Source organism: Bradyrhizobium sp. NBAIM08, from assembly GCF_020193935.1.
Lineage (GTDB): Bacteria > Pseudomonadota > Alphaproteobacteria > Rhizobiales > Xanthobacteraceae > Bradyrhizobium > Bradyrhizobium yuanmingense.
Map to the genome: position 1 here is coordinate 214,663 of NZ_JADYVR010000005.1, position 23,557 is coordinate 238,219.

The window sequence follows — 23,557 nt, forward strand, 5'->3', positions numbered from 1 at the left end:
CGGTTAGGCGGCACTTCAGAGAGCATCACGACTAGAGTCGGGCCATCGTGCGCTTGAGTTCTCGTCGATGTCTTCACTGCGCCGCGGGCCCCCCGAGCGATTCAGCGAGACCGTCAGCCGGATCGCAAGTGCGGTCGCTACGGCCAATGGCTCCAACCATAGTCATGACCCGCGTTAAAACGATAATGTGAAAATCTCAGATCGGGAAACAGCCGGCGCCAGCATTCCCAACCCAAAATGCCGCAATCGGCGCTCAATTTGTCTGCCGCTTTTGAGCTGAAGCCTGATCGATCAGGAAATCGTCCAAGTCTCGGCCGCTTCGAAGCTGCGGCCGCAGCCATCGCGGCTGCCTGCCACGACCCGACCATGTCTCCGCTGGGTTCTTCGGATTGCGATATTTGGGACGGACGGGCGGATATGGACGACGGCGCTTGTAATTGAGCCGTGTGACCTCGCTGGCCAGTCTAATGCTGCGCAGCCTTTCCTCCAAACGTGCTTTTTGCACCAACATTTTCTGAGTGAGTTTGGCGGCGACCTCTTGGTGAAGGGTCCAGAGCTCGTCAACGGAGAGCGAATTAAAATGCGCGGTGTTCATGGCTCCAATCCGAATCTTGGGCAGAAGGCCCGGGCACACAAGTCGGGAATCAGGGAGCAGGCAAGCCGCCAGTTAAATATTGATCGCACAATCCACATTTAAATCCGCTAGGTGGCAGGGAGAAAGGCGCGACGATGGCAATATCGCGATGGAGTATTTAATTCGTAGCGGGGGTGTCCACGTATCGCGACATCCACGAACTCATCCCTCGGCAAGTTTTGCTTTGGTGTTCGGGAACGGGCGCAACTATCGCAATCGACCGGGCGGCTACGCCGCGGATCGAGGCCCGGCGCAACTCAGATGACCGATGAATCCATCGGCCTATCCTTGTTGCAGGCATCCCTGGAGTGCTGGACCGGCATATAAATTAGGTGGCCAAGAATACCATTAATTCATCGCGTTGCCCGATTTAAGCCGCATGGGGGCCGTTGTCGCCGCTAAGGCTCAAGCGGGGCGCACCCGGGAGTTTCCGATGTCCGGACATTTGCGATTGTACTTCGCCAGTTTGCTCCTTGTCGGAGGTTTCTCGGCGACGCCTGCGTCTTCCAATCCTCTAACCGACTTCTTCAATACTGCTACGTCCCAACCCACGGTAACCACCCCTCCGCCGCAAGCCGAATGCGCGCCGCGTCCCGGTACCTCGACCAGTGGCGGACAGCATTGGGTCTACCGAACGGACGGTCGTCGCAGATGCTGGTTCCTGGCCGAGGGCATCGCGACGGTGAAGAAGCCCATTCGGGCTCCCGCGGCCAAAGACCGTAGCGCCAGTTTCGACGAGAACCGAACCACGCAGACCACGCGGAGCGTGATCGTTGATGCGCGCGCGGAGTTGCTGCGCTCTGCACCGCCCGAGCAATCCCAGACGCCTGTAACGGAAATGCAGGTAGCAGATGCCACTTCCGATCTCGGCACGGGTGCTACCCTGATGTCGGCGGCTCCCGTCGGAGATATTCCCCGCAACCAGCTCAAGCGCGAACACTCCGTGCCGGATCAAGTCAACGTTGGGCAGTTTCTCGCCGCCGCGCCTGCCGACCCACCTCAAGATATGCCGCTGGGCCCGCGCACTGCAGAGGGGCACGACGAAGCGCGCAGCTGGACGGGCTGGCTCGGTGGGCTGCTGATGACGCTTGGTGGCCTCTCGCTCTTAAGCTCGAGCCACACGCTTCGGCACGCAGTGAGACTACGCCACTGAGGTGGCGACATACGAGGTACTGCCGCCGCGCGACCGACGGATTGAACGAGCAGGTATCGCCGAACTGCCACACGTACAATGGTTCCGTTGCATCGCACTTAGTTTGGCGCTGCCTTAACCGGACATTCGGGTACGATGATCGTCACCTTTTTGGATCGGACGGCATCATGCGGTATAAGGTTTTCGTGGTGGACGGCAGCCGGCAAGTGATCTGCACTGCAAAGCTCGACTGTATTGACGAGCAGGCGGCGAGACGCCGAGCCGAGCAAATGCATGACGGGCACGACGTTGAGCTTTGGGAAGGCGATCGGCTCGTTGCGGTGTTCCGAAGTGCAACGTCGAATGAAAGTCGGAGCTAACGCCCGACCCTGAATGGGCGGCCGGTCTCGCCGCCGAGTTCGTTCAAGTGTTATGAGGCATCCCGGCCTGGCTGGTTGGCGACGCGTCGTAGCGACGTCATCGCCGAGGCTCGCTAGGCGCAGATGAAGCCGCCCAGTCCTCTTTCAAGGTAGAGGTGGACGCGAGGAACGCGGGCAATCCGTGCATCGACCGCGCGAGTGAGCCGGGTCATCCTTCGGATCCGGCGGGTCTCTAAACGGCTCTAGCTCTGCCGCTCGCTTTGGTGCGCCGCCTTCTGCCGATTGGTTTTGTTTCTAGATGTCGGAGCTTACATCGAAGGTTCTCCACCTCTCTGAGCTCCTCCAGAAGCGCCTGGTGCCGTTCGCTCAGAACAGCACTAGAAGAAATTTGACGCATACTCATCACATGCTTCAGAAAAGGACTTAACTAGGAAGTCGACGAAAACGGAAGACAAAGAACGCCCGACTGAAGCTCAATGAGCTAAGGCCGCGGCGGCCAGATGCTCCCAGTACTCTGCCTCTGCAAGCAATTTCCAGCTTCGCGCAGGTTGGAGTACAGCAGTCTGACGGCAAAGCAAGGCCATTGCGCGAAAGCGGCGGGCAGCTTCCATTCCAACCTCCCATGTTTTCTTTTCCCCAACATATTTTTTAATTTTGTGATGGAGTCATCATGATTATATACACTAATAAAATAATCGGTTGTTTTGCTTTTCTCCGCACCCAGGGCAGATGCGCCGGCTACCGAGCCCGTAACAATGATGACGGGTCCTGGCTGCGCGCTACGCTCTAGAGCGTACCACCATCCCGCGATGGTCCGCCTCGCAAGGTGGGGTCCAGGAGCCTCTATGATTGCGGCACACCGGTGCAACTGACGGGAATCATGCGGCTGCAAGGCAGCGATCAGTGCGATCGGAATCTTCCGAACGGATCACCTCACCCGTCGTGACAGATGTGCTGCGTCGCGCCTTCGCACGTCGCGAATTTGCTCCATGTGCGCGGGCCAGGGGCGCAGCATCCGGTCGATTATGTCGCCCTCACATGATTACCTATTAATCTTATTATAGCGCTGCTCATCCGTAATAATCCGGTGATTGCTTACCGACTCCAGCCAGCGCTCTGCCCAGGATCCGATTGTTGGTTCGGCTATCGTATTTGATTTACGGCGCTTTTGTCGATTCTGAGATTGTTGTGACGGCTCGCTTCGCAGTGCGTCGATTTAAAATCGGAATTATATATTAAATGTTGACGCTAATAGGTATTTAATGAATAGTTTGTCGCTGGCGGGGCCGGAGATAAATCCGCAGCCGCTGAAGTTGCCAAGGTGTCTGAAAAATCCATCTTGAAAGAAGGGATTCCTCTATGTTGCATCATTTCATCGAGACCAAGGAAGCGTTGAAGCGTCTGCGGACGGACCAGGACGGCGTGGTGTCATTCGAGTACATCATCGTCGCGGTTTGCATCATCGGCGCAGTGTCAGCTGTGTTCGGCGTTGGGGCCGGCGGTGCGATCGGAACCGCGCTGACAGGCGGGATCACCGCGATCACCACCGCTTTTACTGCGGCAGTCTGATACGGCCGTCCGGCCAGAGGGGGGCATCGGAATGTGTCCCCCTCCGAATGTTATTTCTCTCCATTCTTATTGTTGCTGTGCCTTCCCACCACCCTGAGGCATGCATGAGCTGGGTTTCTTCCATCGTCTCGATACTGGAAATCTCGTTGTTGCTGTATGTCGCAACGCTCGACGTCGCGACCCGCACGATCCGAAATGACGTCTGTCTCTTGCTGGCGCTGCTCGGGATCGCCCGTCAGCTTGCCAGCCCAATGCAATTTGCCGAATCCCTCATCGCCGCGACGCTCCTGTTCCTGCTGCTGCTCGCGCTCTACCAGCGTGGCGGGATTGGCGGAGGCGACGTCAAGTTACTGGTAGCTTTGGCCATTGGCCTGCCGCCGACAGGCTTGATTGAGTTGCTGGCGGTAACCGCGCTGGCCGGGGGCATTCTTGCCCTGGTGCATCTGGTGATGCGCGTCCTGCCATATCCGAAATTGGCGCCGGTCGGTTCGTCGCTCGCACGGCGCGTCTACGCGATCGAGCGCTGGCGCCACGTGCGACACGCGCCCCTGCCTTACGGGGTGGCCATAGCGTGCGGTGGCATCTGGACCATCTCGAGCAGAGGATTTTGACATGTCATCCACGTTGCGCCTCTCGATCATCCTGGTGCTCTTGCTCGCAACCACCGCATTCGGGCTGATCGCCTACAACATGAACCTGCCGAAACAGGTTCCGGTAACGGTTACGGCGCAAGGGCCGGCGCCTCCTTCGACTATCGGGTATTTTGTCGCGGCACGTCCGCTGTCGAAAGGTACATTGGCCCGCGAAGAAGATTTCGCCGTGCGCTCGGTGTCGCCTGAACGCCTTCCCGCAGGGGCGATCCTGGAAACACCGGACTCGAAGGCCGGACTTCCCGGCTCTCTGGTCCGCAAGTTCGTCGACGCTGGCAGTCCCATCACCTTGCAGGACGTATTGCGACCTCGGGATCGTGGCTTCCTGGCCAGCGTCCTGGCACCGGATAGCCGTGCGATCAGCATCAAGGTGGACGAGGAGTCTGGCGTGTCGGGGCTGATCAGGCCGGGTGATCATGTTGATGTCTTGTTGACCCAGGTGTTCGAGAAGGCAGATCCCGCGCGCCGGGCCCTGAGCGAGACCGTTCTAGGAAACGTTCGAGTCATCGCGATTGACCAGGAAATCATGCAGGGTGGCCGAACCGTAAGCTCGGTAGCCGGCTCGGTGGCCGGCAAGCAAGCGCAGACTGTATCGTTGGAGCTTGCCCCGGACCAGGTCAAGAAGATCACGGTCGCAAGGCAGCTCGGAACGCTTTCCCTGGCGGTGCGGGCCGCAGTCGAGCAGTGGGATACGGCGGACACTGGCGCCATGTCCAGCTGCGATGTGTCGCCGGAAATCGCCCGCCAAAATGCGATTGCCGGCCGGACAGCAGCGGTCGTTGTTCATTCCGGTGGTCAGATAAAACAATACTCCGTCAGGAAACAGGAATCTGCCGACGGCGACGTTCCGATCAACTGCGACGGGTCGGAAGTGTCCCGCCGCGGAGCGACGATGGTGGTTCAGGCAGGCAAGTTGCTGGAGAAACGTTGATGAGCGTTAACATAGCGGCCCTCAGCACTCCTGAAGAAGCGACGTCTGTTGTCGCCCGCAATCGAATCGTCTGCTTCGTCAATGACGAATTGAGTGCCGCGGCTCTGCGCAAGGGCCTTGAAGGCAGCAATATTTCGATCAAGCGGGGCACGATCCGCAATGCCATACGGATGCTCGAAACGGACACCGAACTATTCGCCCTGGTGACGGACATCAGTGGTATCGATGATCCATTTGCCGAACTGGAGCGGCTGGCCGGCGTCTGTCCGCCCGATGTCCGGGTGGCTCTGATCGGTGAAAGCAGGGAGATCACCTTCTATCGCGCGCTTATGGAGCTCGGCTTGACCGAGTACCTGCCGAGACCGATCACGCGGGACATGGTGCTGGACCAGCTGCGCCCAAAGCTGCTGGGCGATCGTGCGCCGGCGGCAACCGACCGAGGCGGGCATGTGATCTCGATCTGCGGCGCGCAGGGCGGTGCCGGCGCAACGAGCATCGCCATCAATCTCGCGCTGCAACTGGCGGAGACCACCAAGGCCAAGGTCGCGCTGCTCGATCTTCATCTTCAAGGCGGCGAAACAGCCGTGATGCTGGGTGTTCAGCCCGGACCAGGCCTGCGCATCGCCCTGGAGAACCCGATGCGGGCGGACACGTTGTTCCTCGAGCGCGCCGCAATTGCAGTCAACGAGCGGGTTAGCCTGATTTCCGCCGATGAGGAGCTGGACGCTCAGCTCGACATCACCGAAGCGGGCGTGAGGCACGTCCTTGGCCTGCTCCGCCAACGATTCAACTACATCGTTGTCGATGTCCCGGTCCCGTTTCCGTCATCCATCCATCCGGTGATCTCTCTTTCCCGGCACGTGCTGGTGCTGCTGGAGGCGGAGGTGACCGGACTTCGCAATGCCCACGCACTGCGGACCGCCGTCACCAACATTGCCGGCAGGGATCGGGTCTTCACCTTGCTGAACCGTGCCAATCGCCCGGGCGGCCTTCCCAGGGCCGCGGTGGTCAAGGCGTTGGGGACAGAGCCTGACATGGTCGTACCCGATCTCGGGAAGGGCATGACCCAGGCGGTCAATCTCGGAATTCCCGCGCTGAAGCACGTATCTGCACTGCGACGCCATCTCGCGCCGATCGTACGGGAGATCACGGGGCTCGGCGCCGAGCAGAAGGGACGGTTGCGGAGGCTGCTGGGGCTATGAGAAAGTTTGGTAGGCGCGACGAGGAAACGCCGGTTCGCTTGCCTGCATCGACGCCGAGCTTGGCTGCAACGACGCCAAGCGTGCCTGCATCAACCTCAAGGCGCGACGAGGCTTCGATTGACCGGCCGGTGATGCCAGCTTCACTGCGCGAACGCGTCATCGAGCAGATTGAGCCATCGGTGGCCGCAACTGTTTCGCGTGACGTCCTTCGGCGCCAGATCGAGGAAATCATCCACGGCATCGCCAATGAGGAACGGCTCGAACTGTCGGGTCGCGAGCAGCTTCAACTGGCGGACGAGATTGCCGACGACATGACCGGCTATGGGCCGCTGCGTCCGCTTCTGCTCGATCAATCGATCAACGACATCATGATCAACGGGCCGAGCAACGTTTATGTCGAACGAGCCGGCAAGCTGGAGCGGATCGCGGTGCGCTTCCGCGACAATGATCACATCGCATCGGTGGCCCAGAAAATTGCCGCGCAAGTTGGACGGCGCATCGACGAATCCAGTCCGATGGTGGATTGCCGCTTGTCCGACGGCAGCCGCGTCAACATCATCTTCCCGCCGCTGGCGATCCACAGCCCCTGCATCTCGATTAGAAAGTTTCCGAGCCGCCGCCTGGATATCGCCGCACTGATCGAAAACGGCTCGATGACCGCAGCCGTCGGACAATTGCTGGAGATTGCCGCCCGGTGTCGGCTCAATGTCCTGGTCTCCGGCGGCACCGGGTCCGGCAAGACGACGCTGCTCAACGCCATGAGCCAGTTCATCGATCACAGCGAACGCGTCGTCACCATCGAGGATGCGGCGGAGTTGCAGCTCCAGCAGCCGCACGTGATCAGCCTGGAGACCCGGCCTCCCAGCCTTGAAGGCACGGGGCAGGTGACACAGCGCGATCTGTTGTGGAATGCGCTGCGCATGCGTCCTGACCGGATCGTCGTGGGCGAGGTGCGCGGCGCCGAAGCGTTTGACATGCTGCAGGCGATGAACACCGGCCATGATGGTTCGATCTCCACGGTCCATGCCAATAGTGCTCGCGACGCCCTGACCCGCATCGAGAACATGGTGCAGATGGGGCAGGTGAATCTGCCGTCGCGAGCCATTCGAACTCAGATCGTCGCTGCACTGGATCTTATCGTGCAAGTCGAACGCATGCGCGATGGGCAACGTCGCATTATCCAGATCAGCGAGGTGATGGGGCTGGAATCGGATGTGATCACCACCAATGACATCGCAACATTCGAATACCAGGAGGAGGACGACAATGGGCGGATCTCGGGCACTTACCGGGCCACCCTTGCAGTCCCGAAATTCAAGAGCCGTCTCGTCTATTTCGGGCTCGATCGCGCCTGGGCCGAGGCAGTGAGGCAGATATGATACCTGAGGCCGTGATCGTCGCTGTTCTGGTGCTCGCGATGTGCGCAGCCGTCGGCTCGTTATGGCTCGACGGCCGGGAGCGACGCATGGACCGCCGGCTGGCGGTCGCTCTACCGGCCTCCCATCCGGCCAGCCTGCCATCCATACGCCGGGCGGAGACCGGCTCCCGATATCTGCTTCTCCACCGTTTGGCCAATTACAGGCCCGAGATGGTTCACGCCTGGCATCCGGCGTATGTGCTGCTTGCTGCCGCTATCGCCGTAGCAGCGATCTTCTACGCTAATCGCCTGCTGGGATTTTCCGTTTTCTACGTGTCTGTCGCGGCTGCGGTTGCCGCCGTGGTAGTCGTGCGAGGTCTGTTTGGCTGGCAGCAACGTCGGTTCGCCAGTCAACTTTTCCGGCAGCTGCCTGACGCCATTCAGCTGGTGACGAGTACGGTTCGATCGGGTCTGCCTGTGCACGAAGCATTTCGCACCATCGCGCGCGAAATGCCGCAACCGACGTCTGGACAATTTGCAATCGTATGCAGCGAAATGAATCTGGGAAGACCTCCGGAGGAAGCCGTCGAAGGCGTCTATCGGCGAACGCAAGTGGCAGAGTATGCGATGTTTGCGGTGACACTTGCGGTTCAATTGAAGTCCGGCGGCAGCTTGGCCGAGACCTTGCAGACGCTGGGCGACACGGTGAGTCAGCGTGTTGCGCTCGCTGCTCGCGCCAAGGCGCTGGCGGGAGAAGTGATCTTTTCCTCGCGAGCACTCACGATCTCGCCCCTGATTGCCGGAGCATTGCTATACGCGGCCAATCCGCAGAACGTCGATCTGCTGTTCACTGACCCGACCGGAAACAAGCTTCTGGCTTACGCGGTAGTCTCGGTGCTCATCGGGCATCTGGTGATAAGTTGGATGGTCAGGCGGGAAACAGAACTATGACTTTTGGTCTCGGGCTGGCGGCCCTCGCAGTCGTAGCTGGAACGGCGGCCTTCATGTTGATCATCCGCGAACTACACGTCCGTGCATTGGACACGCGGGTCTCAAACGCCGTGATGGGTATCCCTTACCGTTCAGCCCCCTTCAAAGACCTGACCGGTTGGTTCTCGTGGCTTGGCATGCGCTATCGGCGCTTCTACGCCGAGGAGAATCTGGAGGAGCTACGAACGGTCCTCCACTCATCTGGATTCAATCATCATAGAACCTTGCCGATCTGGATCGGCATCAAGATCGTCAGCATGTTCGCGCTGCCGGTCATTGCGCTGCTTCTGGCGCAACTTTCGGGAAGGAGACCTGCCGACGTGCTGGTCTTCACGCTGATGGGTGTGGTGATCGGAATCTTGGGTCCGCGATTGGCTCTGTCGGTGATGAAGCGGCGCTTTGATGCTGCCATTCGGCTGGGCACGCCGGATATGATCGATTTGCTGATCGTGTGCAGCGAGGCGGGAATGGGCCTGGAAAGCGGGCTGGGGCGTGTCGCCGAAGAAATGAAGTCGACCAATCCTGCCATGGCCTGGGTGCTGCACCGACTCCTTGATGATCTCCGGATACTGCCAAGCCGCGTCGAAGCATTCGAGAATTTGGCGGTCACTTCGGATGGTCTTCGCCGGTTCGGCACGATGATCAGCCAGAGCTTGCAGTACGGAACGCCGTTGGGCCAGGCGCTGCGCAGTATCGCGCTCGACCTGCGGCGGGAACGCATCACCAAGCTGGAAGAAAGGGCGCACAAGTTGGGCGCCAAGCTGACCATTCCGATGGTGCTGTTCCTGCTCCCAGCCATGTTCGTCATCATGGGGGGAAGTCCCGTTCTTCACCTCGTGCGTTCGTTCGCCAGCTTCGGAAAGTAGCCATGAGCACAATTGCCCTCTCCAAGAGCGGATCTTACGACCGGATCATGCGGCTGCTTGGCAGCTTGTGGTTCTTGTTGCTGGCTCTTTGCGTCGCCGTCAGGATTGGGGCGTCGCTGCACGATCCGTGGCCCTCGCTCTTGTCGAGCTTTTGCCTCGGCATCTTCTACATGCTCCTGGCACTGTTGATCATGACGCGCTCACCGGCAAAGGCGCATGCCGACGGCCTGCTTCCAAGAATAGCTGCCTTCGTCGGCAGCTATCTGCCGTGGTCGATCAGCTTCCTCGGCAAAACCGACGACACGCTGCCCAACCTGGCATCGACGGCTTGCGTGCTGGTCGGCACGATCATGATGCTCGTCACGATCCGACATCTGGGGCGGTCGTTCAGCCTGGTGCCGCAGGCGCGCTCGGTGGTCCAGACCGGACCCTATCGATGGATCAAGCACCCGCTCTATGTCGCCGAAGAAATCGTGGTGCTGGGCGTCGTGCTGCAATACCTGACACCGGTCACGGTGATGGTACTGGTCCTGCATATCGGCATTCAGGTCTGCCGAATCCTTTACGAAGAAGACCTGCTTCGGCGCAATTGCCCCGAGTATTCGAGTTACGAAGCATCACGTTGGCGAGTGATTCCTTACGTTTGGTGAGCGGCTATGCGTGGCCGGATTGTGGTGGACATGGTTCAGATCGCTGCGGCTCGGGTGACGCGATCGCACGTGGCAAGTCCCCGTGGAGGCAGGCGCGCGTATCGTAAAGGGTCCTTCGTCGCCGATCAGCGCGGCGCCGTCGCGTTTGAGACAGTCATCGTTTACATTTTCATGGTGTCGTTCCTGCTGATGCCGCTTGCCGACGTCGCTGCCGCGGGCTTCCGGTTTATCTCTGCGTGGTCGGCCTTGCGCTCATTCGGACAATACATTCAATACAAGAGTCCGCCCGACCCGGCGAACCCGGGGACCTGGGTGTCGACGCTCCAGACAACGGTCGCCGGGCATACCATCGGCAACATCCAGGTCATGTGCGGAAGCACAGCCTGCAACTCCGGCAACCTTGGTTTGACTCCCAAGTACTTTACATTTTCGACGACCGTCACTTTGGCCCCGATTGTGTTGACGTCGGTGCTGTGCCCCAGCAGTTGCACGTACACGCTGCCTTACTCCGAACGTTTCCAGTAGGTGTTCTCATGCGCAGTCTGCTCCGTTCCAGACGAGGCTCGGCCGCATTCGCAACAGTCATCGTGCTGATTCCGCTCATCGGCGTGGTCGCACTCGGGGCCGAGGCGGGATCGTGGTACGTCACCAGGCAGCACGCGCAGAATGCCGCCGATGCAGCGGCCTACTCGGGCGCCCTGCGACTTGCATGCGACAATGCTGGTGTGCTCTGCGATACATCAGTGGATTATCAAGCAAAGGAATTCGCGGCGCAGAACGGGTTCTGCAACTCCGGTGACACGGCCTATCCGGGCACCAACTGTGCGACAAGCCTTCCAGCAGGAATCTCGCGGGCCGTGCAGATCGATATCGGCAGCTACAGTGCGGGTGCGTTCACAACGCCGCCCGCAGGAGGCGGCGGTAACGCCGTTCGCGCCATGGTCAGCCAGCAGCAGCCGGCCTACTTGTCGGCAGTGCTGGGTCTGACGACCGTCAACATCCCCGCTCAAGCCATCGCTCTGGTCGAACTGCCGAGCAAGGTGTGCGCCTTGGCGCTCGGACCTGATCCGAACGGCGGCGGAGGGGCGCTTAAGATTGCCGGTAACGTCAGCAACAACGGCACGGGTTGCCCGATAATGTCGGATGCCAGTGTTCAGTTTGCCAGCACTGCCTCTTTCACCGGTTCGGGATGGGCCGTCTTGGGTGTAACCGGCTGTAGTCCAGCCAGCACCTGCGCCAATCCCGGCGTCACGTACAACTATTTCATGCCGTATGCCAACAATCCACTTAGCAAATTGGACAGCCAATCGTTCAATAGCTTGACCTCGAGCGGGAAGCCAAACGATTTGGCATGCAGTGGTACGTTGACGCCTAATACCCCGCCGAGCAGCACTAACCTGTACCGCAACCTAACGTGCACGACCGGGAACGCGGTAGATTTTAGTCCGGGCACGTACTTTTTCTACAATGGCACGATAAGATTCAATGGCGGAACCATCACTTGCAGTGCCTGCACACCCTGGCCACCGGCTGGCACAGGTTTAGGCGTCACTCTTGTATTACTCGGGGATTCCAGCATTTCCATCTCTGGCGGCGCTGTAGTTAATCTGTCCGCGCCTTACACCAACACTTTCTCTTCTGATCTGAACGGCGTTCTGATTGATGATCAAGCACCGAGCAAGAGCAGTAATCAGGTCACCATCAACGGTGGTTCGGTTAAGCTGGGTGGTGCGATGTATTTCCCGCACGTCGACGTGACCTGGAACGGAGCGACGCAAAGTACCAATACGACCTGTTCACAAGTGATCGCCAAAACTCTCACCATGGGCGGTGGCGGCTTCCTGAGCACGGATGGATGTAATCCGGTCACCGTCCCTTACACCCAAGTTGTCCGCTTGGTGCAGTGATGAGAAAGCTCGATCAGCGGGGCATCGCATCGTTCGAGTTCATCCTCGCCTTTGTGTCCCTTTTCATGTTGATCTTCGCCATCTTCGATCTCGGACGCTATGCGATCACGATGCAGTCCTTGCGGACGCTCGCGAGCGCGGGGGCCCGAGCGGTCATGATCAACTGCTACACGCCTGCCTTGCTTCAAAGCCCGCCTCAGTCGCCGTCAAGCTGCGCGGGCGATCCCATGTCCACGACCGCTAAGCAGACTGCCGCGCCGTTCCTGTATCGCGGCGGTCTCACGCCGACGCTGAGCGTGACATCCAGCGGCAGCAATTTGACCGTGACCGCTTCTCAAGCCGGCTTCACGATGCTGATGCCGATATGGGGCATAGCACTCAACGCGCCGAGCGCGTCAACGCAAATTCCCTTCTAGGCAAAATATGGCAACGTGCCTTACCCATCTTGGCCGACATCGCCTCGGATCGGCGCTCGAGCTGGACAAACCCCTCGGAATCGAACTGCGCCAAAGCAATCTGAGCCTGGCCAAGTGCCGTTTGGAGACGACGAGCCGACGCCGTTCGATCGTGAGCCACGACGGAATCGCGCAAACGTGGTCGTGCTGCAGCAGTTCTGAACGGAGCTGCAGAGAGAAATGATGCGCGCCCGCAACATTGGAAAGTTTTCTTTGCCACTTGAGGCTGTGCGGTAAGCGTCTCTTCTTGCACGCAGGCAGCATCAAGGACGATGATCTTGGAAACGCGAAGTAACGAATTGTAGTCGGACATCTTGTAAGCTCTGCGGCGTGGTGCGCAGAGGGGAACTATTGGGGATATCGAGCACGTAGATTTGCGGGGGAGCCGCGGATCGCAGTTGGGGGGACTCGAATGGGTGGCGGTCGCATTTCGGGTAAGATAAGGAGGCTTCTCGCCTTCAGCGTGATGGGTCTTGGCGCGGCGCTCGCCTCCTTTGCGTCCGCTGACCCCGCGACAGCGGCAGACCGGCGGGGCTCCTCCGGCGGCGGCGTCTTCGTCAGCGAAATGAACGACGTCCAGCGGGTCAAGGTGGTGGTCAACAAGTCACGCACCTTCAAGGTCGATACGGCTTTCGCAACTATCGTGGCCGGCTCGCCCGACATTGTGGACGTGAAGTCGCTCAGCGATCACCTGATCTACGTCCAGGGCAAGCAGACCGGCACCACCAACGTCATCCTGCTCGACTCCTCGATGAAGCAGATCGGCATCCTCGACGTCGAGGTCGTGATCGATACCGGCAATCTCCAGCAGAATATCCGCAGCAGCACTGGCGGGCACGGGATCCGCGTCTCGGCTTCCGAGGGCCAGGTGGTGCTCAGCGGAACGGCCGCCGATGCGGTTACGGCCGAGCGGGCCATGGCGATCGCCACCAGCACAGTCGCGAAGGGGGGCACTGTCGTCAACGCGATGAGTGTCGCGGCGCCGCAGCAGGTGATGCTGGAGGTGCGTTTTCTCGAGGTCACCCGGGATGCCGGCCGCGACCTCGGTGTGAACCTGTACGCAGCGAATGCCAACGGGACCAACGTCGCGAATACGGGACGTGGCAATTTGAGCACTACGGCGGGCCGGCGACCGATTGGTGGTATCAACACCGCCAATAGCCCCCTGGGCGTTGGCGGCGGCCAAGTCGGTGCCCCCCCAACCGGCAGCCTGCCGTTACTCGGAACAGCTGGTACGCTTCTTGGCACAGCGGGCGGCATAGCTCCGATCCCGTTCGGAAGCTTGTTGACCAGCATCGTCCGAACCAGCAATGGCGGTTCGGTGGACTTGTTGATCTCTGCGCTGGAAACCAAAGGATTGGCTCGCAGGTTGGCCGAGCCGAACTTGACCACGCTTTCCGGAGATGCAGCGCGCTTCCTGGCCGGTGGTGAGTTTCCAGTGCCGATTCCGAACACGACCGCAGCCGGCTTTCCGACCATCACCATCGACTACAAGAAGTTCGGTGTCGAACTGGCCTTTGTCCCGACCGTGCTCTCGCGGGGGGTCATCAACCTTCGGGTGGAGCCGTCGGTCAGCGAGCTTGATTTCGCCAATGCAGTGACGATTCAGGGGACGACAGTTCCGGCGTTGACCCGCCGCGATGCACGGACCACGGTGGAGCTGCGGGACGGCCAGAGCTTTGCGATCGCCGGCTTGCTGCAAACCCGCAACCGTCAGGACGTTTCGCAATTGCCCTGGATCGGTTCGGTGCCCGTGCTTGGAGCCTTGTTCAGCAGCAAGTCGTACCAGCAGGAGGAAACCGATCTCGTCATCATCGTGACGCCGCGCCTGGTCGCACCGGCCGCGCCCGGTCAGCAATTGGCGTCACCGCTCGACTCCCGCCTTCCGGCCAACGACGTCGATTTCTTTCTCAATGGCCAGATGGAAGTGCGCAAGCGTTACAATGACTACGTCAACTCCGGAGGCGACGTTAAAGGACCCTATGGTCACATCATCGCTCCCGAGGTCACTGCGACCATTCCGGCACCGGCCGTTGCGAACCAGCCGGTCGTAAAAACGCTCAACTGAGAAGGAAGCGGGAGATGACCATCAGGTATCTGGCTCTGTTCGCACCGCTGCTGCTCGGGGGATGTTACGGGGTGGCCGGTCATGACGAGGTGGACCGCTATTTCCAGCGTTCAGACACCATCACGATGAGTGCCGGCAATGCCAAGGAGGTCAACGCGGTCACCCACACAATCCATCCATGGCCGCGAAACGTCGGTGATCGCAGGATCACGTACGACGCCCGGCGCGTGGGCGCCGCCGTGACTCGCTATGGCAACACGAAACAGCCGGTGGATCAGCTTCCCGACATCGGCGATGCGACGAAACAAATGGGCGTGCGGACTGCCCCAACCCAGAACGTCAACATAGAAGGATTGGGGGCTGGATCGACTGCTGGAGTATCAGTGCCGGTTGGTGGAGTAGGCGTAGGCGGCAGGTAACGATTTTTAGTGCGTGGTTTTGGCGATGTTGTTTGCGAACGGCGCAGTGAAGTTGCTGCGACGTGCGGGGGACCAAGGGGTTATGCGACGTATCATCTTCATGCTGACCTGTTGCTGGTTGGGGATCGGCCTTGCGGGGTGTGATCATACGCTGAGGCAGGCTGCCGTCGTCGCTCCCGTCGAGCCGCCTGGGGGGGACCCCGTGCAGGAGCCGACGGACGTCAAATATTATCCCTCGGACGAGCCGGTACGGCTGGGCTTGGAGCATTTCAACCGCGGCAGCTACGGGTTAGCCAATCGCTATTTCAGGGATGCGGTCGAGAAATCGCCGAAGGACGTGACGGCCTGGGTTGGACTCGCGGCGAGCTATGATCGGATACGTCGCTTTGATCTCGCCGATCAGGCCTATGCCCAAGCGATCCGGCTGGGCGGCGAAACCGTGCAGGTCCTGAACGACCAGGGATATTCGTACATGCTGCGCGGCAATCTGAGTGCGGCGCGCCGAAAGTTCGAGAAGGCCTATTCGCTCGATCCAGGCAACCCGGTTATCGCCAATAACCTCGAGCTTCTCAATGGCAGCCGGCGGTTCATTGAAAGACCACCGAACAACCAGCCTTAAGAGGGCGATCGACTACTGCGATCGCGGCCAGTTCTCGTCAATTGGGCCCAATTACAGCATCAGCGTGACGGCTGCCGCTGCGGACGATGACAACAACGCCATTGCGAACGGTAAATCTCGCGCCGAGCAGCTTCCGCACCTTGTCCGTGATCGGAGAGGAAAAGGGAACGGTTTCTCCCACGACGGGATCGCCGACCTTTGTCGTCTCAGTCGCGGGGCCAGCAACTGGTGCAGGCTTGATATAGTCTCGGACAAGCTGAATCTCTTCACGTGACAGGATGAGCGGAGCCTGGTCGCCTTGGATCTCCGACGGCGGTTTGGGTATTCCACGGCTTGCCTTTTCGCGCATCTCGTTCGTGCTTGCGATCTGATCGAGCCTGGCTACGCGTAGCTTGAGTGCGATGATATCACGTTGCAGTGTTGCGATCTCCAATTTGCGCGCGTTGACCTGCATGAAGACAATGATCGCGCAAACGCAACTCACGACGAAGCCGACGCTCAGCAGTGCGATCAACCAGCGCTCGAAGTTTCCCGTCGACCCCCCGGTCGTTCGGGGGAGTTGATCGCGCTGGAGATGGCGCCGCCAGATGCGACGTGCTCGGTCGATCCAATTGGTAGAGCCCGTTACACCGGTCCCCGCCCGGCCCGACCCAAAATGCGCGGGTGACGAGGCGGCTTTCTCTCGGGCCGGTTCAACGGACGACGACGTGTCGACTTGCTCAAGCCCAAGATTGTCGGCGACGCGATCCGCCGTCGTCAGATGCGCGGCAGGGTGGAACGGATCCATCTGCTTATCGAGCCCATTCGATCAATCGGAACGGAAAAGGCTCCAATCCGCCGCGTGAGCCGCTCCAACGGTAGCTTGCAAGAGACACGGCGCCAACCAGGGTCTACCCCGCGGATGCTCCGACCGCGCGGATGTTAGCCGGTGAAATGCAGCACTTTGATCGTGCGACGAACGCCCACTTTCAGTCGGATAAGCCCGGTCGTGCGACCAGCAAGTCATTGATCGTTCTCAACCCAAGGCTGACTCTTAATCAGCGGGTCCCAGGTTCGAGCCCCGGTGCGCCCACCAAGTTCTTCAAGGACTTGCCCTCGCGAACCGTTTGAGACGACCGAACTGAAACGGTTTTTCAAACGGTGATTTTGGCGACCAATCGGCGGGGCCACTCTCGGCATTGTGATCTACTTTACCCGCCGAGGCGGAGGCGAAGCCGACTCGAAGGCCGCCCGACAGAACCGCTTTCAACGTTCTGTCTGGATTAGAGCCGGCCGACATAGCCGGCATCTTCCCACTTCGTTTCTTGTCGTCGGCGACGCATGGGGGCAGCTGCGCCGCGCTGCGAGTATGTAGAGAGACCGGCGCATCCTGGCCATGGCAACCCCACCTCACAGCAGGATTGTCGCTGCGAGTGGCACCAGTCATGCCGTCAATGCCGCTCGCGCAACGATTCCTGTCCTCTCGTCAGGCTCGGCGCCGTCGAGAAAGACTTTCACCGCGGTGCGAGCGCGCAAATCGATGTCGGAAAGCGTTGGTACGTCGCCGAGCTGAAGCACGGCCTCCAGATGGACGTTTCCATGGAGCATCCCAAGAAACTGGCGGGCGCCGGCTTCGCAATGTGCTAGATCGATTTCTCCGGCCTGCTTCGCTTTTGCCAGAATTTTCGTAAGGACCGCGATGGCTGGCGTAGGTCCATGTTGCGCGTAGGCCCGTGTCGCATCGGGGTAGCGGTCCGCTTCAAGTATGGCTGTATAACAGACCTCCAGCAACGACGGCGTCATCATCGTTTCGAGGAGATTGCGCCCAATGATGATGAGTAGTTCCCTGAGTGGCAAGGAAAGCTGGTCGGCACTGACACTCAGCGCGTTGGACGAGTAATGGCTGACGACTTTGGTGAACTGGTCGACGAGAAGTTGCTGCACGTTCTCGCGCCGCGTTGACCTTTCGCGCAGTAGCTGCCGGTAGAGACCGTGCGGTGTCCATGTCCAGCTCGGTCGGCCGAGCAAGAACGCCGAGAGAACCGCGCAGTTCGACCAACCGCGAAGCTGGCTCGCCTTGCCCGGGACCGCTTCGCGGACCCGCAGGATATCGCCCGTCGCACCCCACCGAAGAAATCTGACGGCATCGGCCGGTGGCAGGATCGTCACCATCATGCGCGTCCACCACGGCTCAACGAGCAGCCAACTCCCCGTGCTCGTGGGCCGCATGGCAAAGACATGCTTATGCCTGTGATGGACGAAGCGATGCCACCATTGCCGGCGAAGGCCGGGCACGAAACAGACGATCCAGTCGGCGGGGTCGACTGTCACCAGGGACCCATTATCGTCGATGCTGTTCGCCAGGTCCGCCGGGACGTCGCCGACGACCTTCAGTCTTGAAGGGCTCTCGCTCGGGCCAGACCATCTTGACCGGCCAATATCATTGGCTGCGCTCATCGCTTCCTGCTCCTCGTGCTCCCACATCCATGAATGAAGCTTTCGATACTGGCTCTGACGCGGTCGGCGGCTGGGGCTTCGAGGCTCATTGCCGGAGTCAGCATCAGCGCCTGGTAGAGCGGTTCTCTCAATAGTCCCAGCAGTTGCTCGGCGTATAGCTGAGCGTCCGATATCGACAGGATCCCCCGCTCATCTGCTGCGGACAGAAACTCCCGTAGCTTGAGTGTGACAATCGCTTGTCCCGCCTCGTGCACCCGCTTCTTCAGCGCAGGATTGCGTGCACCCTCGGTCATCATCATCCGAACGAAGCCGACCAGGGTGGTCGAGTATTCCTTCCAGGCGACGCGTCCGAACGCGATGAGTGTTTCGCGTGCATCATCTACGGTGCCGGGGCGCGCTCTCCTCACCAATGGCTGCGATATGAGGAAGGCTTTGTGTTCGGCGATCGCGACAATGAGATCGTCGACGCTCTCGAATGCCGATAGAATGTCTTCCGTCGAGTATCCGCTTCGATCCAAGATATTGTCGAGGTCAGCGGGCGCGCCGCTCGGATTGGCGAGAGCCTCGCTGACCGCCAGCACGATCTCGGCGCGAGGGTCTGGCCTCGACACGGCATTGGCTTGGCGGGAGGGTTTCGACGCGGGGTATGTCATGTACGGCTCCTCGGTTCGGGCTAACTGCGCCGCGCGCTTCTTCGCGTGCAGGGCAAACGCGATCTTGATGGTGACCAGAACCGGCGCAGCGATGACGAAAAGAAGAGCGATGGCAGCGAACGCGGTGTCGAAAGCGATCACCGTGGATTGACCGGTGAGGGCTCGACCCAACAGACCCATCGCAGTCCGGCCGGCGGCCACGCTGTCCATTCCTCGTGCTGCGAGCATGGCACTCGTCGTTCCCAGCCGCTCGCTGACCGCGGGAAGGCCTGCGGTGACACTCGCGCCAAGCACCGTGGCATTGGTGGTGACATTGTGGTCGATCATGGTCTGGAGCCCGGCTACCCCCATGAGGCCACCGAGCTGGCGCCCGGCGTTGAAAAGACCGATGCCGGACGCTCGATTGTGGTTGTTGAGGTCGCTGAAAGCGATAAGGGTGATCGACAGGAAGAGGAAGCCAAGTCCAAAGCCGCGAAGCAGGATGGCGGCCATCATGTCGTCGGCGCCACTTTCGCTGGTCGAGCCGGACAGCATCCCCATCGCGGCCATGATCATCAGGATGCCGAACGGCACGGTGACGATCGGCGGGGCGCCGCGGACCTGCATGAGGAAGGCGGCCACGAGGAGCGCGCCGACGAAAAACGCGCCACTCGGCAGCAGGAGCTGGCCGGCATCGGTAGGCGTGAACGCGAGAACGGACACGGCAAACGATGGGATCAGATACGCGCTGCCGAACAAGGCGGCACCGGCGACGAAACTGACGATGAAGGCGAAGGAAAAATCGTTCGACCGGAACAGGGTGAAATCGAACAGGCCTTGGCTTTTGGCCATCGCTTGTTGGCCGAGAAATGCCAGCAAAGCGGCTGCGCCGATCACGGTCAGCCACACGATGCGAGGCTCCTCTAACCAGCGCCATCGGCTGCCTTGGTTGAGAACATAGGTGAAGCAGAAGAATGTGACTGAGATCAGCAAGAAGCCGACCCAGTCGAACGGAAGGCGCGCAGCCGCAACGGGCCTGGGACCGTCTGCGATCAGCAGAAGTCCGATAGCGGCGAGGGCTACCGGAACAACGCCGAAGAAAATCCATGCCCACGACTGGCTGTCGATCAACCATCCCTGGAGCGCCGGAGCGATGGTCGCAGGAGCCACCACGGACCCCATCGCAAACAGAGCTTGAAGGATCGGCTGGTAGGATCGCGGATAGGCGAGAAAAATGATCGACTGTCCCGCGACAAGCAAGGTGCCGCCGGAGAAGCCCTGTATGATGCGGAGTGCGACCAGCAGATCTAACCGATACGTGATGGCGGCGATGCCGCAGGTAGTGCCCATGACCAGCGTCGAACCGATGATCAGGCGGCGCGGACTGGTGCGTGTCATGAGCCAGGAGGCGGCCATGAACCCGACTAGCTTTGTTGCGGTGTATCCGATGTCCAGCCAGGCGAACTCGTCGGGAGTCGCATGGGTGTCGCCAATGATGTCGTTGCGTCCGAGCGACAGGACGGTGCTTGCGGTCGCCTCCGTCAGAGTGGCGAGCACGATGCCTGCGACAAGAATGCTTCCTGCCGCGCGCCTGTCGTAGCCTGGCGTGGCGTCGGCGATCGCGGTCATGTGCCGCTTCCTCGATCTATTTGGACACGCGCCGACAGGCCAGGCACGACGCGGCCGGGCAATGGATTTCTGTCGAAGCGGATTTTCACAGGCACCCGTTGAACGACACGAATGAAGTTCCCCGTCGCATTGTCAGTGGGGAGCAGGGTGAACGCAGAACCGCTGCCGGGCGCAAAGCTGTCCACCACACCTTCAATTGTCTGGTTCGGATAGCCGTCCACCTTGATGCGGGCGCGCTGACCGGGCCGGATATGTTCGATCTGGCTTTCCTTGAAGTTCGCCACCACCCACACGTCCTTGACCGGAACGATGTCGAGCAAGGAGGTGCCCGGCGCGACAAGCCGGCCGACGCGAACCTGGCGGTTGCCGACGACGCCGTCGACCGGCGCATGCACCACGGTGTGGTCCAGATCGATCTGGGCGAGGTCGCGTGCGGCGTGCGCTTGCGCCACTGCAGCAAGTGCAGCTTCGCGCTGGCTGGCAAGGACGGCGATGCGTGCCCGCTGGGCCTCCACCGTTGCCGCCGCCGCCGACACGCCCGCCTCGGTTCTCGATAACGCCGCATCGCTTTCATCGACCTGCGCCTGGCTGATCGCGTTGGTGCGGATCAGTTCGCGGCGGCGATCGGAGGCCTTGCGCGCCAGATTCATCTCGGCCACGCTCGCAAGTCTTTGAGCTTCGGCCTGCCGTATCAGGGCATGCTGGAGTTGGATCTCCGCATCGACATTGGTGAGGCGGGCTTGGGCGGCTTCGACATTGGCCTCGGCTTGCGCCAGACGTGCGCGGTAGTCGCGATCGTCGATCCGGAACAGGACGTCGCCTGCACGAACGGTCTGGTTATCCTGAACCTCCACGGCCGTGACGTAGCCTGCAGCCTTCGGCGCGAGCGAGGTCATTTCGCCGCGAATATAGGCGTTATCGGTGAATGTCTCGTTCGAATGGGCATACGCCCAGCCACCAGCCACAAGCACGACAGCGCCGAGGCACAGCACCAAGCCGACCGCCTTCTCGTTAGCATGCACCACAATACCCTCCTGCAACGGTTGTTGTCGCTGACAGCTCTGCCCATTCACTCGCGTTCCGGCCGCCATCGGCGGAGATCGCGGTTCACCGCAATTCGTCGCCAAACCTAGTTGCGCACCGTTATGGCCTTCTTGTATGTCGCGGGGTCATCGAGGATCTTGACCAAATACTCGGCCACGTCCGCGCGGGTGGCTGTTGAGGTGATGTTCCAGCGCAGATCGGTCCCGGCCTTCAGGTTTCCGCGAGCACGCTTGAATGTCAGCGTCGCCGGTCGAACGATCGTCCAATCGCAGTCACTCCCGGACAGCTGCCTCCTGCGCCTCCTTGTCTGCCATCACCTCCTTCAGTGCGAGCTTGACCATGAAGCCTGCGCCAAAACTCCCGGTGTGGTAGCTCTCACCGACACTCACCGAGCTCTCAACGATGAGTCGGCCCTGGCCTGGAGGCATGGCGGCCAGAATGTTCTTGGTTCCCACCGAGCAAACCGGGACACCGGGCTGGCGTCGACCCAGATCCTCCTTCGCCTGAGGTACCATCCCCAACGTGCAGATCACCGCATCCGCACCTTGGACCGCAGATGCCACCGAGGCTGCATCCATTGCATCGCCCTTGACGATCCTGAGATTCGGATGCGTCAAGGGCATGCGCTTTGGGTCACGGACAAAGGCAGTGACGACGTGACCCGCGGACAAGGCGGACTCAACGACGAGCCGTCCTGTCGACCCCGTTGAACCAAAGACAACGACGTTCATCACACTCTCCCATCGCGCGGCTGCGAGGCGCGATCGCCGTGCGGAGGGTCCGTGAAGCCAGCAGCATCTTTGCGCGGACACTCAGGTTGCGCCCGGGTCATCATCGGGAGCGGGCACTCACTGTGGTGTGGGACTTCCTCGACATGCATGTTCATGCAGAAGGCGCAGCCGTTGAGCTGCGAAGCACGCACGGTCTCGCGTTTCATCGAGGTCGAGCTCCAAAAGGATTTTGAGTGAGCGGGCCGCGCTCCGGCGCTGGTAGCGCGGCCCGTATCGAATGAAGCGCTTACGAGGCGTCTCTCGATCGAACTGTACGATCAGTAGTCCCAGAAGACCGGCACCCAGCGAAAGGCGTCGCCGTCGACTGCCACATGTCCGACGGACGGGAACGGCAGGTGAGTGGCCACCAGCAGTCCACCGGTCTCAGCCAGTTCCCGCAACAGACTGATACGAACGCGGGCCGACTCCTCGGGATCGTGTTCGAAGCCGTTGTACCAGTCGGGGTGCTCGAACCCGACCGCGAACACGAGGTCGCCGGCGAACGTCAGCCGGTCGCCGCCGGACGCCACGCGGACCACGCTGTGCCCGGGGGTGTGACCGCCGGTGCGAGTGACGATCACTCCCGGTGCCACCTCGTACTCCTCCTCGAACGGCCGTAGCTGGCTGCGGTACTCTTTCACGAACCGCTTGGCGGTCGATCGAAGCGCGTCCGGGAAACCCGGCGGCATGGCGACGTGGGAGAAATCGGGCGCCTCCCAGAACTTGATCTCGGCGGCCGCCACGTGGATTCGCAGGTCCGGACGTAGCTGTTCCTTGACCCCTTCGACGAGCAGCCCACCAATGTGGTCCATGTGCATGTGGGTCAGCACCACGTCGGTCACGGACGCAAGATCGATGCCGGCGGCCTCCAGTCGCTTGATCAATTGCCCGGCGCGCGGCAAGTGCAAGTCCGGGTCGAGCCCAAGCCCAGCATCGACGAGTATGGTCCGGTCGCCGCTACGCACCACGACCACATTCAGCGCCCAATCGTAAGCGTCGGGCGGCAGGAACATGTCTTTCAGCCAGGTCGCCCGGACGGCCGGGTCGATGTTGTGTGCCAACATTGCGGTTGGGAGCGGTAGCACGCCGTCGCTGACGACCAGCACGTCAATGTCGCCGACCTGCACCGCGTAGCGCGACGGAACCAATTCGTTGGACCCCGGTCCACTGCGGTGTGAGGTGTTGGCAAGGCTCGTGTCGACGTCCATGTTCGATCT

At 60.7% G+C, this 23,557-nt stretch carries 22 protein-coding genes and 2 pseudogenes; 15 read left to right on the forward strand and 9 right to left on the reverse strand.

The annotated features are described in order from the left end of the window. Nucleotides 1-253 precede the first annotated feature (253 nt). The gene (locus I6F37_RS18975) at nt 254-595 is read right to left on the reverse strand and encodes an H-NS family nucleoid-associated regulatory protein (RefSeq protein WP_074448231.1); all 342 of its coding nucleotides are present in this window, start codon (nt 593-595) and stop codon (nt 254-256) included. A 472-nt stretch (nt 596-1,067) separates the two neighbouring features. On the opposite strand from I6F37_RS18975, the gene I6F37_RS18980 reads away from it, so the two are divergent. The 12 genes from I6F37_RS18980 (at nt 1,068) to I6F37_RS19035 (ending at nt 12,684) form a co-directional block, all read left to right on the forward strand. Continuing rightward, nucleotides 1,068-1,787 (forward strand): hypothetical protein, encoded by a 720-nt coding sequence (locus I6F37_RS18980; RefSeq protein WP_225152286.1) that lies wholly within the window; start codon nt 1,068-1,070, stop codon nt 1,785-1,787. Between the two features lie 1,718 nt (nt 1,788-3,505). Then, entirely contained in the window at nt 3,506-3,715 is a 210-nt protein-coding gene (locus I6F37_RS18985; protein WP_036008144.1) for a hypothetical protein, read from the forward strand. Nucleotides 3,716-3,819: 104 nt separating this feature from the next. Beyond that, complete coding sequence (locus I6F37_RS18990; protein ID WP_225125377.1) at nt 3,820-4,326, forward strand: prepilin peptidase; 507 nt, start codon at nt 3,820-3,822, stop codon at nt 4,324-4,326. A gap of 1 nt (nt 4,327) precedes the next feature. Beyond that, nucleotides 4,328-5,296 carry a Flp pilus assembly protein CpaB gene (gene cpaB / locus I6F37_RS18995; protein WP_225125379.1) on the forward strand — a complete coding sequence of 323 codons (969 nt, stop codon included), beginning with the start codon at nt 4,328-4,330 and terminating at the stop codon, nt 5,294-5,296. After that, on the forward strand, nt 5,296-6,498 hold the full coding sequence (locus I6F37_RS19000; protein ID WP_128263234.1) for an AAA family ATPase: 1,203 nt from the start codon (nt 5,296-5,298) through the stop codon (nt 6,496-6,498). The genes cpaB and I6F37_RS19000 overlap by 1 nt, the downstream gene beginning before the upstream one ends. Beyond that, nucleotides 6,495-7,877, forward strand: a complete 1,383-nt coding sequence (locus I6F37_RS19005) for a CpaF family protein (RefSeq protein ID WP_036008135.1) — start codon at nt 6,495-6,497, stop codon at nt 7,875-7,877. Before I6F37_RS19000 ends, I6F37_RS19005 begins: the two co-directional genes overlap by 4 nt. Beyond that, a complete protein-coding gene (locus I6F37_RS19010) occupies nt 7,874-8,806 on the forward strand; it encodes a type II secretion system F family protein (protein WP_192893117.1) in 933 nt (310 codons plus the stop codon). The genes I6F37_RS19005 and I6F37_RS19010 overlap by 4 nt, the downstream gene beginning before the upstream one ends. Further along, nucleotides 8,803-9,711, forward strand: coding sequence for a type II secretion system F family protein (locus I6F37_RS19015; RefSeq protein WP_036008129.1), 909 nt, complete (start codon nt 8,803-8,805; stop codon nt 9,709-9,711). Before I6F37_RS19010 ends, I6F37_RS19015 begins: the two co-directional genes overlap by 4 nt. Nucleotides 9,712-9,758: 47 nt before the next feature. Further along, complete coding sequence (locus tag I6F37_RS19020) at nt 9,759-10,361, forward strand: isoprenylcysteine carboxylmethyltransferase family protein (RefSeq protein WP_225143698.1); 603 nt, start codon at nt 9,759-9,761, stop codon at nt 10,359-10,361. Between the two features lie 30 nt (nt 10,362-10,391). Next, entirely contained in the window at nt 10,392-10,886 is a 495-nt protein-coding gene (locus tag I6F37_RS19025; protein ID WP_225114733.1) for a hypothetical protein, read from the forward strand. Between the two features lie 8 nt (nt 10,887-10,894). Beyond that, nucleotides 10,895-12,268: a pilus assembly protein TadG-related protein gene (locus I6F37_RS19030; RefSeq protein WP_225114732.1), complete on the forward strand. Its 1,374-nt coding sequence runs from the start codon at nt 10,895-10,897 to the stop codon at nt 12,266-12,268. Then, on the forward strand, nt 12,268-12,684 hold the full coding sequence (locus I6F37_RS19035) for a TadE family protein (RefSeq protein WP_225152289.1): 417 nt from the start codon (nt 12,268-12,270) through the stop codon (nt 12,682-12,684). The genes I6F37_RS19030 and I6F37_RS19035 overlap by 1 nt, the downstream gene beginning before the upstream one ends. Here I6F37_RS19035 and I6F37_RS19040 read toward each other — a convergent pair. Next, nucleotides 12,647-13,036 carry a hypothetical protein gene (locus I6F37_RS19040; RefSeq protein WP_225152291.1) on the reverse strand — a complete coding sequence of 130 codons (390 nt, stop codon included), beginning with the start codon at nt 13,034-13,036 and terminating at the stop codon, nt 12,647-12,649. The genes I6F37_RS19035 and I6F37_RS19040 overlap by 38 nt on opposite strands. Before the next feature lie 99 nt (nt 13,037-13,135). Between I6F37_RS19040 and I6F37_RS19045 the strand changes: the two genes are divergently transcribed. The 3 genes from I6F37_RS19045 to I6F37_RS19055 all read left to right on the forward strand — a co-directional run bounded on the left by I6F37_RS19045 (nt 13,136) and on the right by I6F37_RS19055 (nt 15,829). Next, nucleotides 13,136-14,791 (forward strand): type II and III secretion system protein family protein, encoded by a 1,656-nt coding sequence (locus I6F37_RS19045; protein WP_225152293.1) that lies wholly within the window; start codon nt 13,136-13,138, stop codon nt 14,789-14,791. Between the two features lie 14 nt (nt 14,792-14,805). After that, nucleotides 14,806-15,210 carry a hypothetical protein gene (locus I6F37_RS19050; RefSeq protein WP_036008116.1) on the forward strand — a complete coding sequence of 135 codons (405 nt, stop codon included), beginning with the start codon at nt 14,806-14,808 and terminating at the stop codon, nt 15,208-15,210. An 82-nt stretch (nt 15,211-15,292) separates the two neighbouring features. Next, entirely contained in the window at nt 15,293-15,829 is a 537-nt protein-coding gene (locus tag I6F37_RS19055) for a tetratricopeptide repeat protein (RefSeq protein WP_085969012.1), read from the forward strand. Nucleotides 15,830-15,866: 37 nt separating this feature from the next. Here the strand turns inward: I6F37_RS19055 and I6F37_RS19060 are convergent, their stop codons facing one another. From I6F37_RS19060 to I6F37_RS19090, 7 genes and pseudogenes are all read right to left on the reverse strand, one after another. Further along, a complete protein-coding gene (locus I6F37_RS19060) occupies nt 15,867-16,616 on the reverse strand; it encodes a hypothetical protein (RefSeq protein WP_225152295.1) in 750 nt (249 codons plus the stop codon). Between the two features lie 635 nt (nt 16,617-17,251). After that, nucleotides 17,252-18,265, reverse strand: a complete 1,014-nt coding sequence (locus I6F37_RS19065; protein WP_083235141.1) for a TetR/AcrR family transcriptional regulator C-terminal domain-containing protein — start codon at nt 18,263-18,265, stop codon at nt 17,252-17,254. Continuing rightward, the gene (locus I6F37_RS45560; RefSeq protein WP_225152517.1) at nt 18,262-18,918 is read right to left on the reverse strand and encodes a TetR/AcrR family transcriptional regulator C-terminal domain-containing protein; all 657 of its coding nucleotides are present in this window, start codon (nt 18,916-18,918) and stop codon (nt 18,262-18,264) included. Before I6F37_RS45560 ends, I6F37_RS19065 begins: the two co-directional genes overlap by 4 nt. A 30-nt stretch (nt 18,919-18,948) precedes the next feature. Further along, nucleotides 18,949-20,526: pseudogene (locus I6F37_RS19075) on the reverse strand (DHA2 family efflux MFS transporter permease subunit); the annotation flags it as partial. Beyond that, nucleotides 20,523-21,554, reverse strand: a complete 1,032-nt coding sequence (locus tag I6F37_RS19080) for an HlyD family secretion protein (protein ID WP_225152519.1) — start codon at nt 21,552-21,554, stop codon at nt 20,523-20,525. The pseudogene I6F37_RS19075 and the gene I6F37_RS19080, both read right to left, overlap by 4 nt. 101 nt (nt 21,555-21,655) lie before the next feature. Then, nucleotides 21,656-22,301 (reverse strand): annotated as a pseudogene (locus I6F37_RS19085) (NAD(P)-dependent oxidoreductase). A 317-nt stretch (nt 22,302-22,618) separates the two neighbouring features. Further along, nucleotides 22,619-23,548: an MBL fold metallo-hydrolase gene (locus I6F37_RS19090; protein ID WP_225152297.1), complete on the reverse strand. Its 930-nt coding sequence runs from the start codon at nt 23,546-23,548 to the stop codon at nt 22,619-22,621. Nucleotides 23,549-23,557 lie beyond the last annotated feature (9 nt).

Coding starts and splice junctions, on each gene's coding strand:
- I6F37_RS19015 (WP_036008129.1), top strand. CDS start 8,803: ATGACTTTTGGTCTCGGGCTGGCGGCCCTCGCAGTCGTAGCTGGAACG.
- I6F37_RS19030 (WP_225114732.1), top strand. CDS start 10,895: ATGCGCAGTCTGCTCCGTTCCAGACGAGGCTCGGCCGCATTCGCAACA.
- I6F37_RS45560 (WP_225152517.1), bottom strand. CDS start 18,918: ATGACATACCCCGCGTCGAAACCCTCCCGCCAAGCCAATGCCGTGTCG.
- I6F37_RS19065 (WP_083235141.1), bottom strand. CDS start 18,265: ATGAGCGCAGCCAATGATATTGGCCGGTCAAGATGGTCTGGCCCGAGC.
- I6F37_RS19040 (WP_225152291.1), bottom strand. CDS start 13,036: ATGTCCGACTACAATTCGTTACTTCGCGTTTCCAAGATCATCGTCCTT.
- I6F37_RS18980 (WP_225152286.1), top strand. CDS start 1,068: ATGTCCGGACATTTGCGATTGTACTTCGCCAGTTTGCTCCTTGTCGGA.
- I6F37_RS19045 (WP_225152293.1), top strand. CDS start 13,136: ATGGGTGGCGGTCGCATTTCGGGTAAGATAAGGAGGCTTCTCGCCTTC.
- I6F37_RS19050 (WP_036008116.1), top strand. CDS start 14,806: ATGACCATCAGGTATCTGGCTCTGTTCGCACCGCTGCTGCTCGGGGGA.
- cpaB (WP_225125379.1), top strand. CDS start 4,328: ATGTCATCCACGTTGCGCCTCTCGATCATCCTGGTGCTCTTGCTCGCA.
- I6F37_RS19055 (WP_085969012.1), top strand. CDS start 15,293: ATGCGACGTATCATCTTCATGCTGACCTGTTGCTGGTTGGGGATCGGC.
- I6F37_RS19000 (WP_128263234.1), top strand. CDS start 5,296: ATGAGCGTTAACATAGCGGCCCTCAGCACTCCTGAAGAAGCGACGTCT.
- I6F37_RS19010 (WP_192893117.1), top strand. CDS start 7,874: ATGATACCTGAGGCCGTGATCGTCGCTGTTCTGGTGCTCGCGATGTGC.
- I6F37_RS18975 (WP_074448231.1), bottom strand. CDS start 595: ATGAACACCGCGCATTTTAATTCGCTCTCCGTTGACGAGCTCTGGACC.
- I6F37_RS19035 (WP_225152289.1), top strand. CDS start 12,268: ATGAGAAAGCTCGATCAGCGGGGCATCGCATCGTTCGAGTTCATCCTC.
- I6F37_RS18985 (WP_036008144.1), top strand. CDS start 3,506: ATGTTGCATCATTTCATCGAGACCAAGGAAGCGTTGAAGCGTCTGCGG.
- I6F37_RS19005 (WP_036008135.1), top strand. CDS start 6,495: ATGAGAAAGTTTGGTAGGCGCGACGAGGAAACGCCGGTTCGCTTGCCT.
- I6F37_RS19025 (WP_225114733.1), top strand. CDS start 10,392: ATGGTTCAGATCGCTGCGGCTCGGGTGACGCGATCGCACGTGGCAAGT.
- I6F37_RS19090 (WP_225152297.1), bottom strand. CDS start 23,548: ATGGACGTCGACACGAGCCTTGCCAACACCTCACACCGCAGTGGACCG.
- I6F37_RS19020 (WP_225143698.1), top strand. CDS start 9,759: ATGCGGCTGCTTGGCAGCTTGTGGTTCTTGTTGCTGGCTCTTTGCGTC.
- I6F37_RS18990 (WP_225125377.1), top strand. CDS start 3,820: ATGAGCTGGGTTTCTTCCATCGTCTCGATACTGGAAATCTCGTTGTTG.
- I6F37_RS19060 (WP_225152295.1), bottom strand. CDS start 16,616: ATGGATCCGTTCCACCCTGCCGCGCATCTGACGACGGCGGATCGCGTC.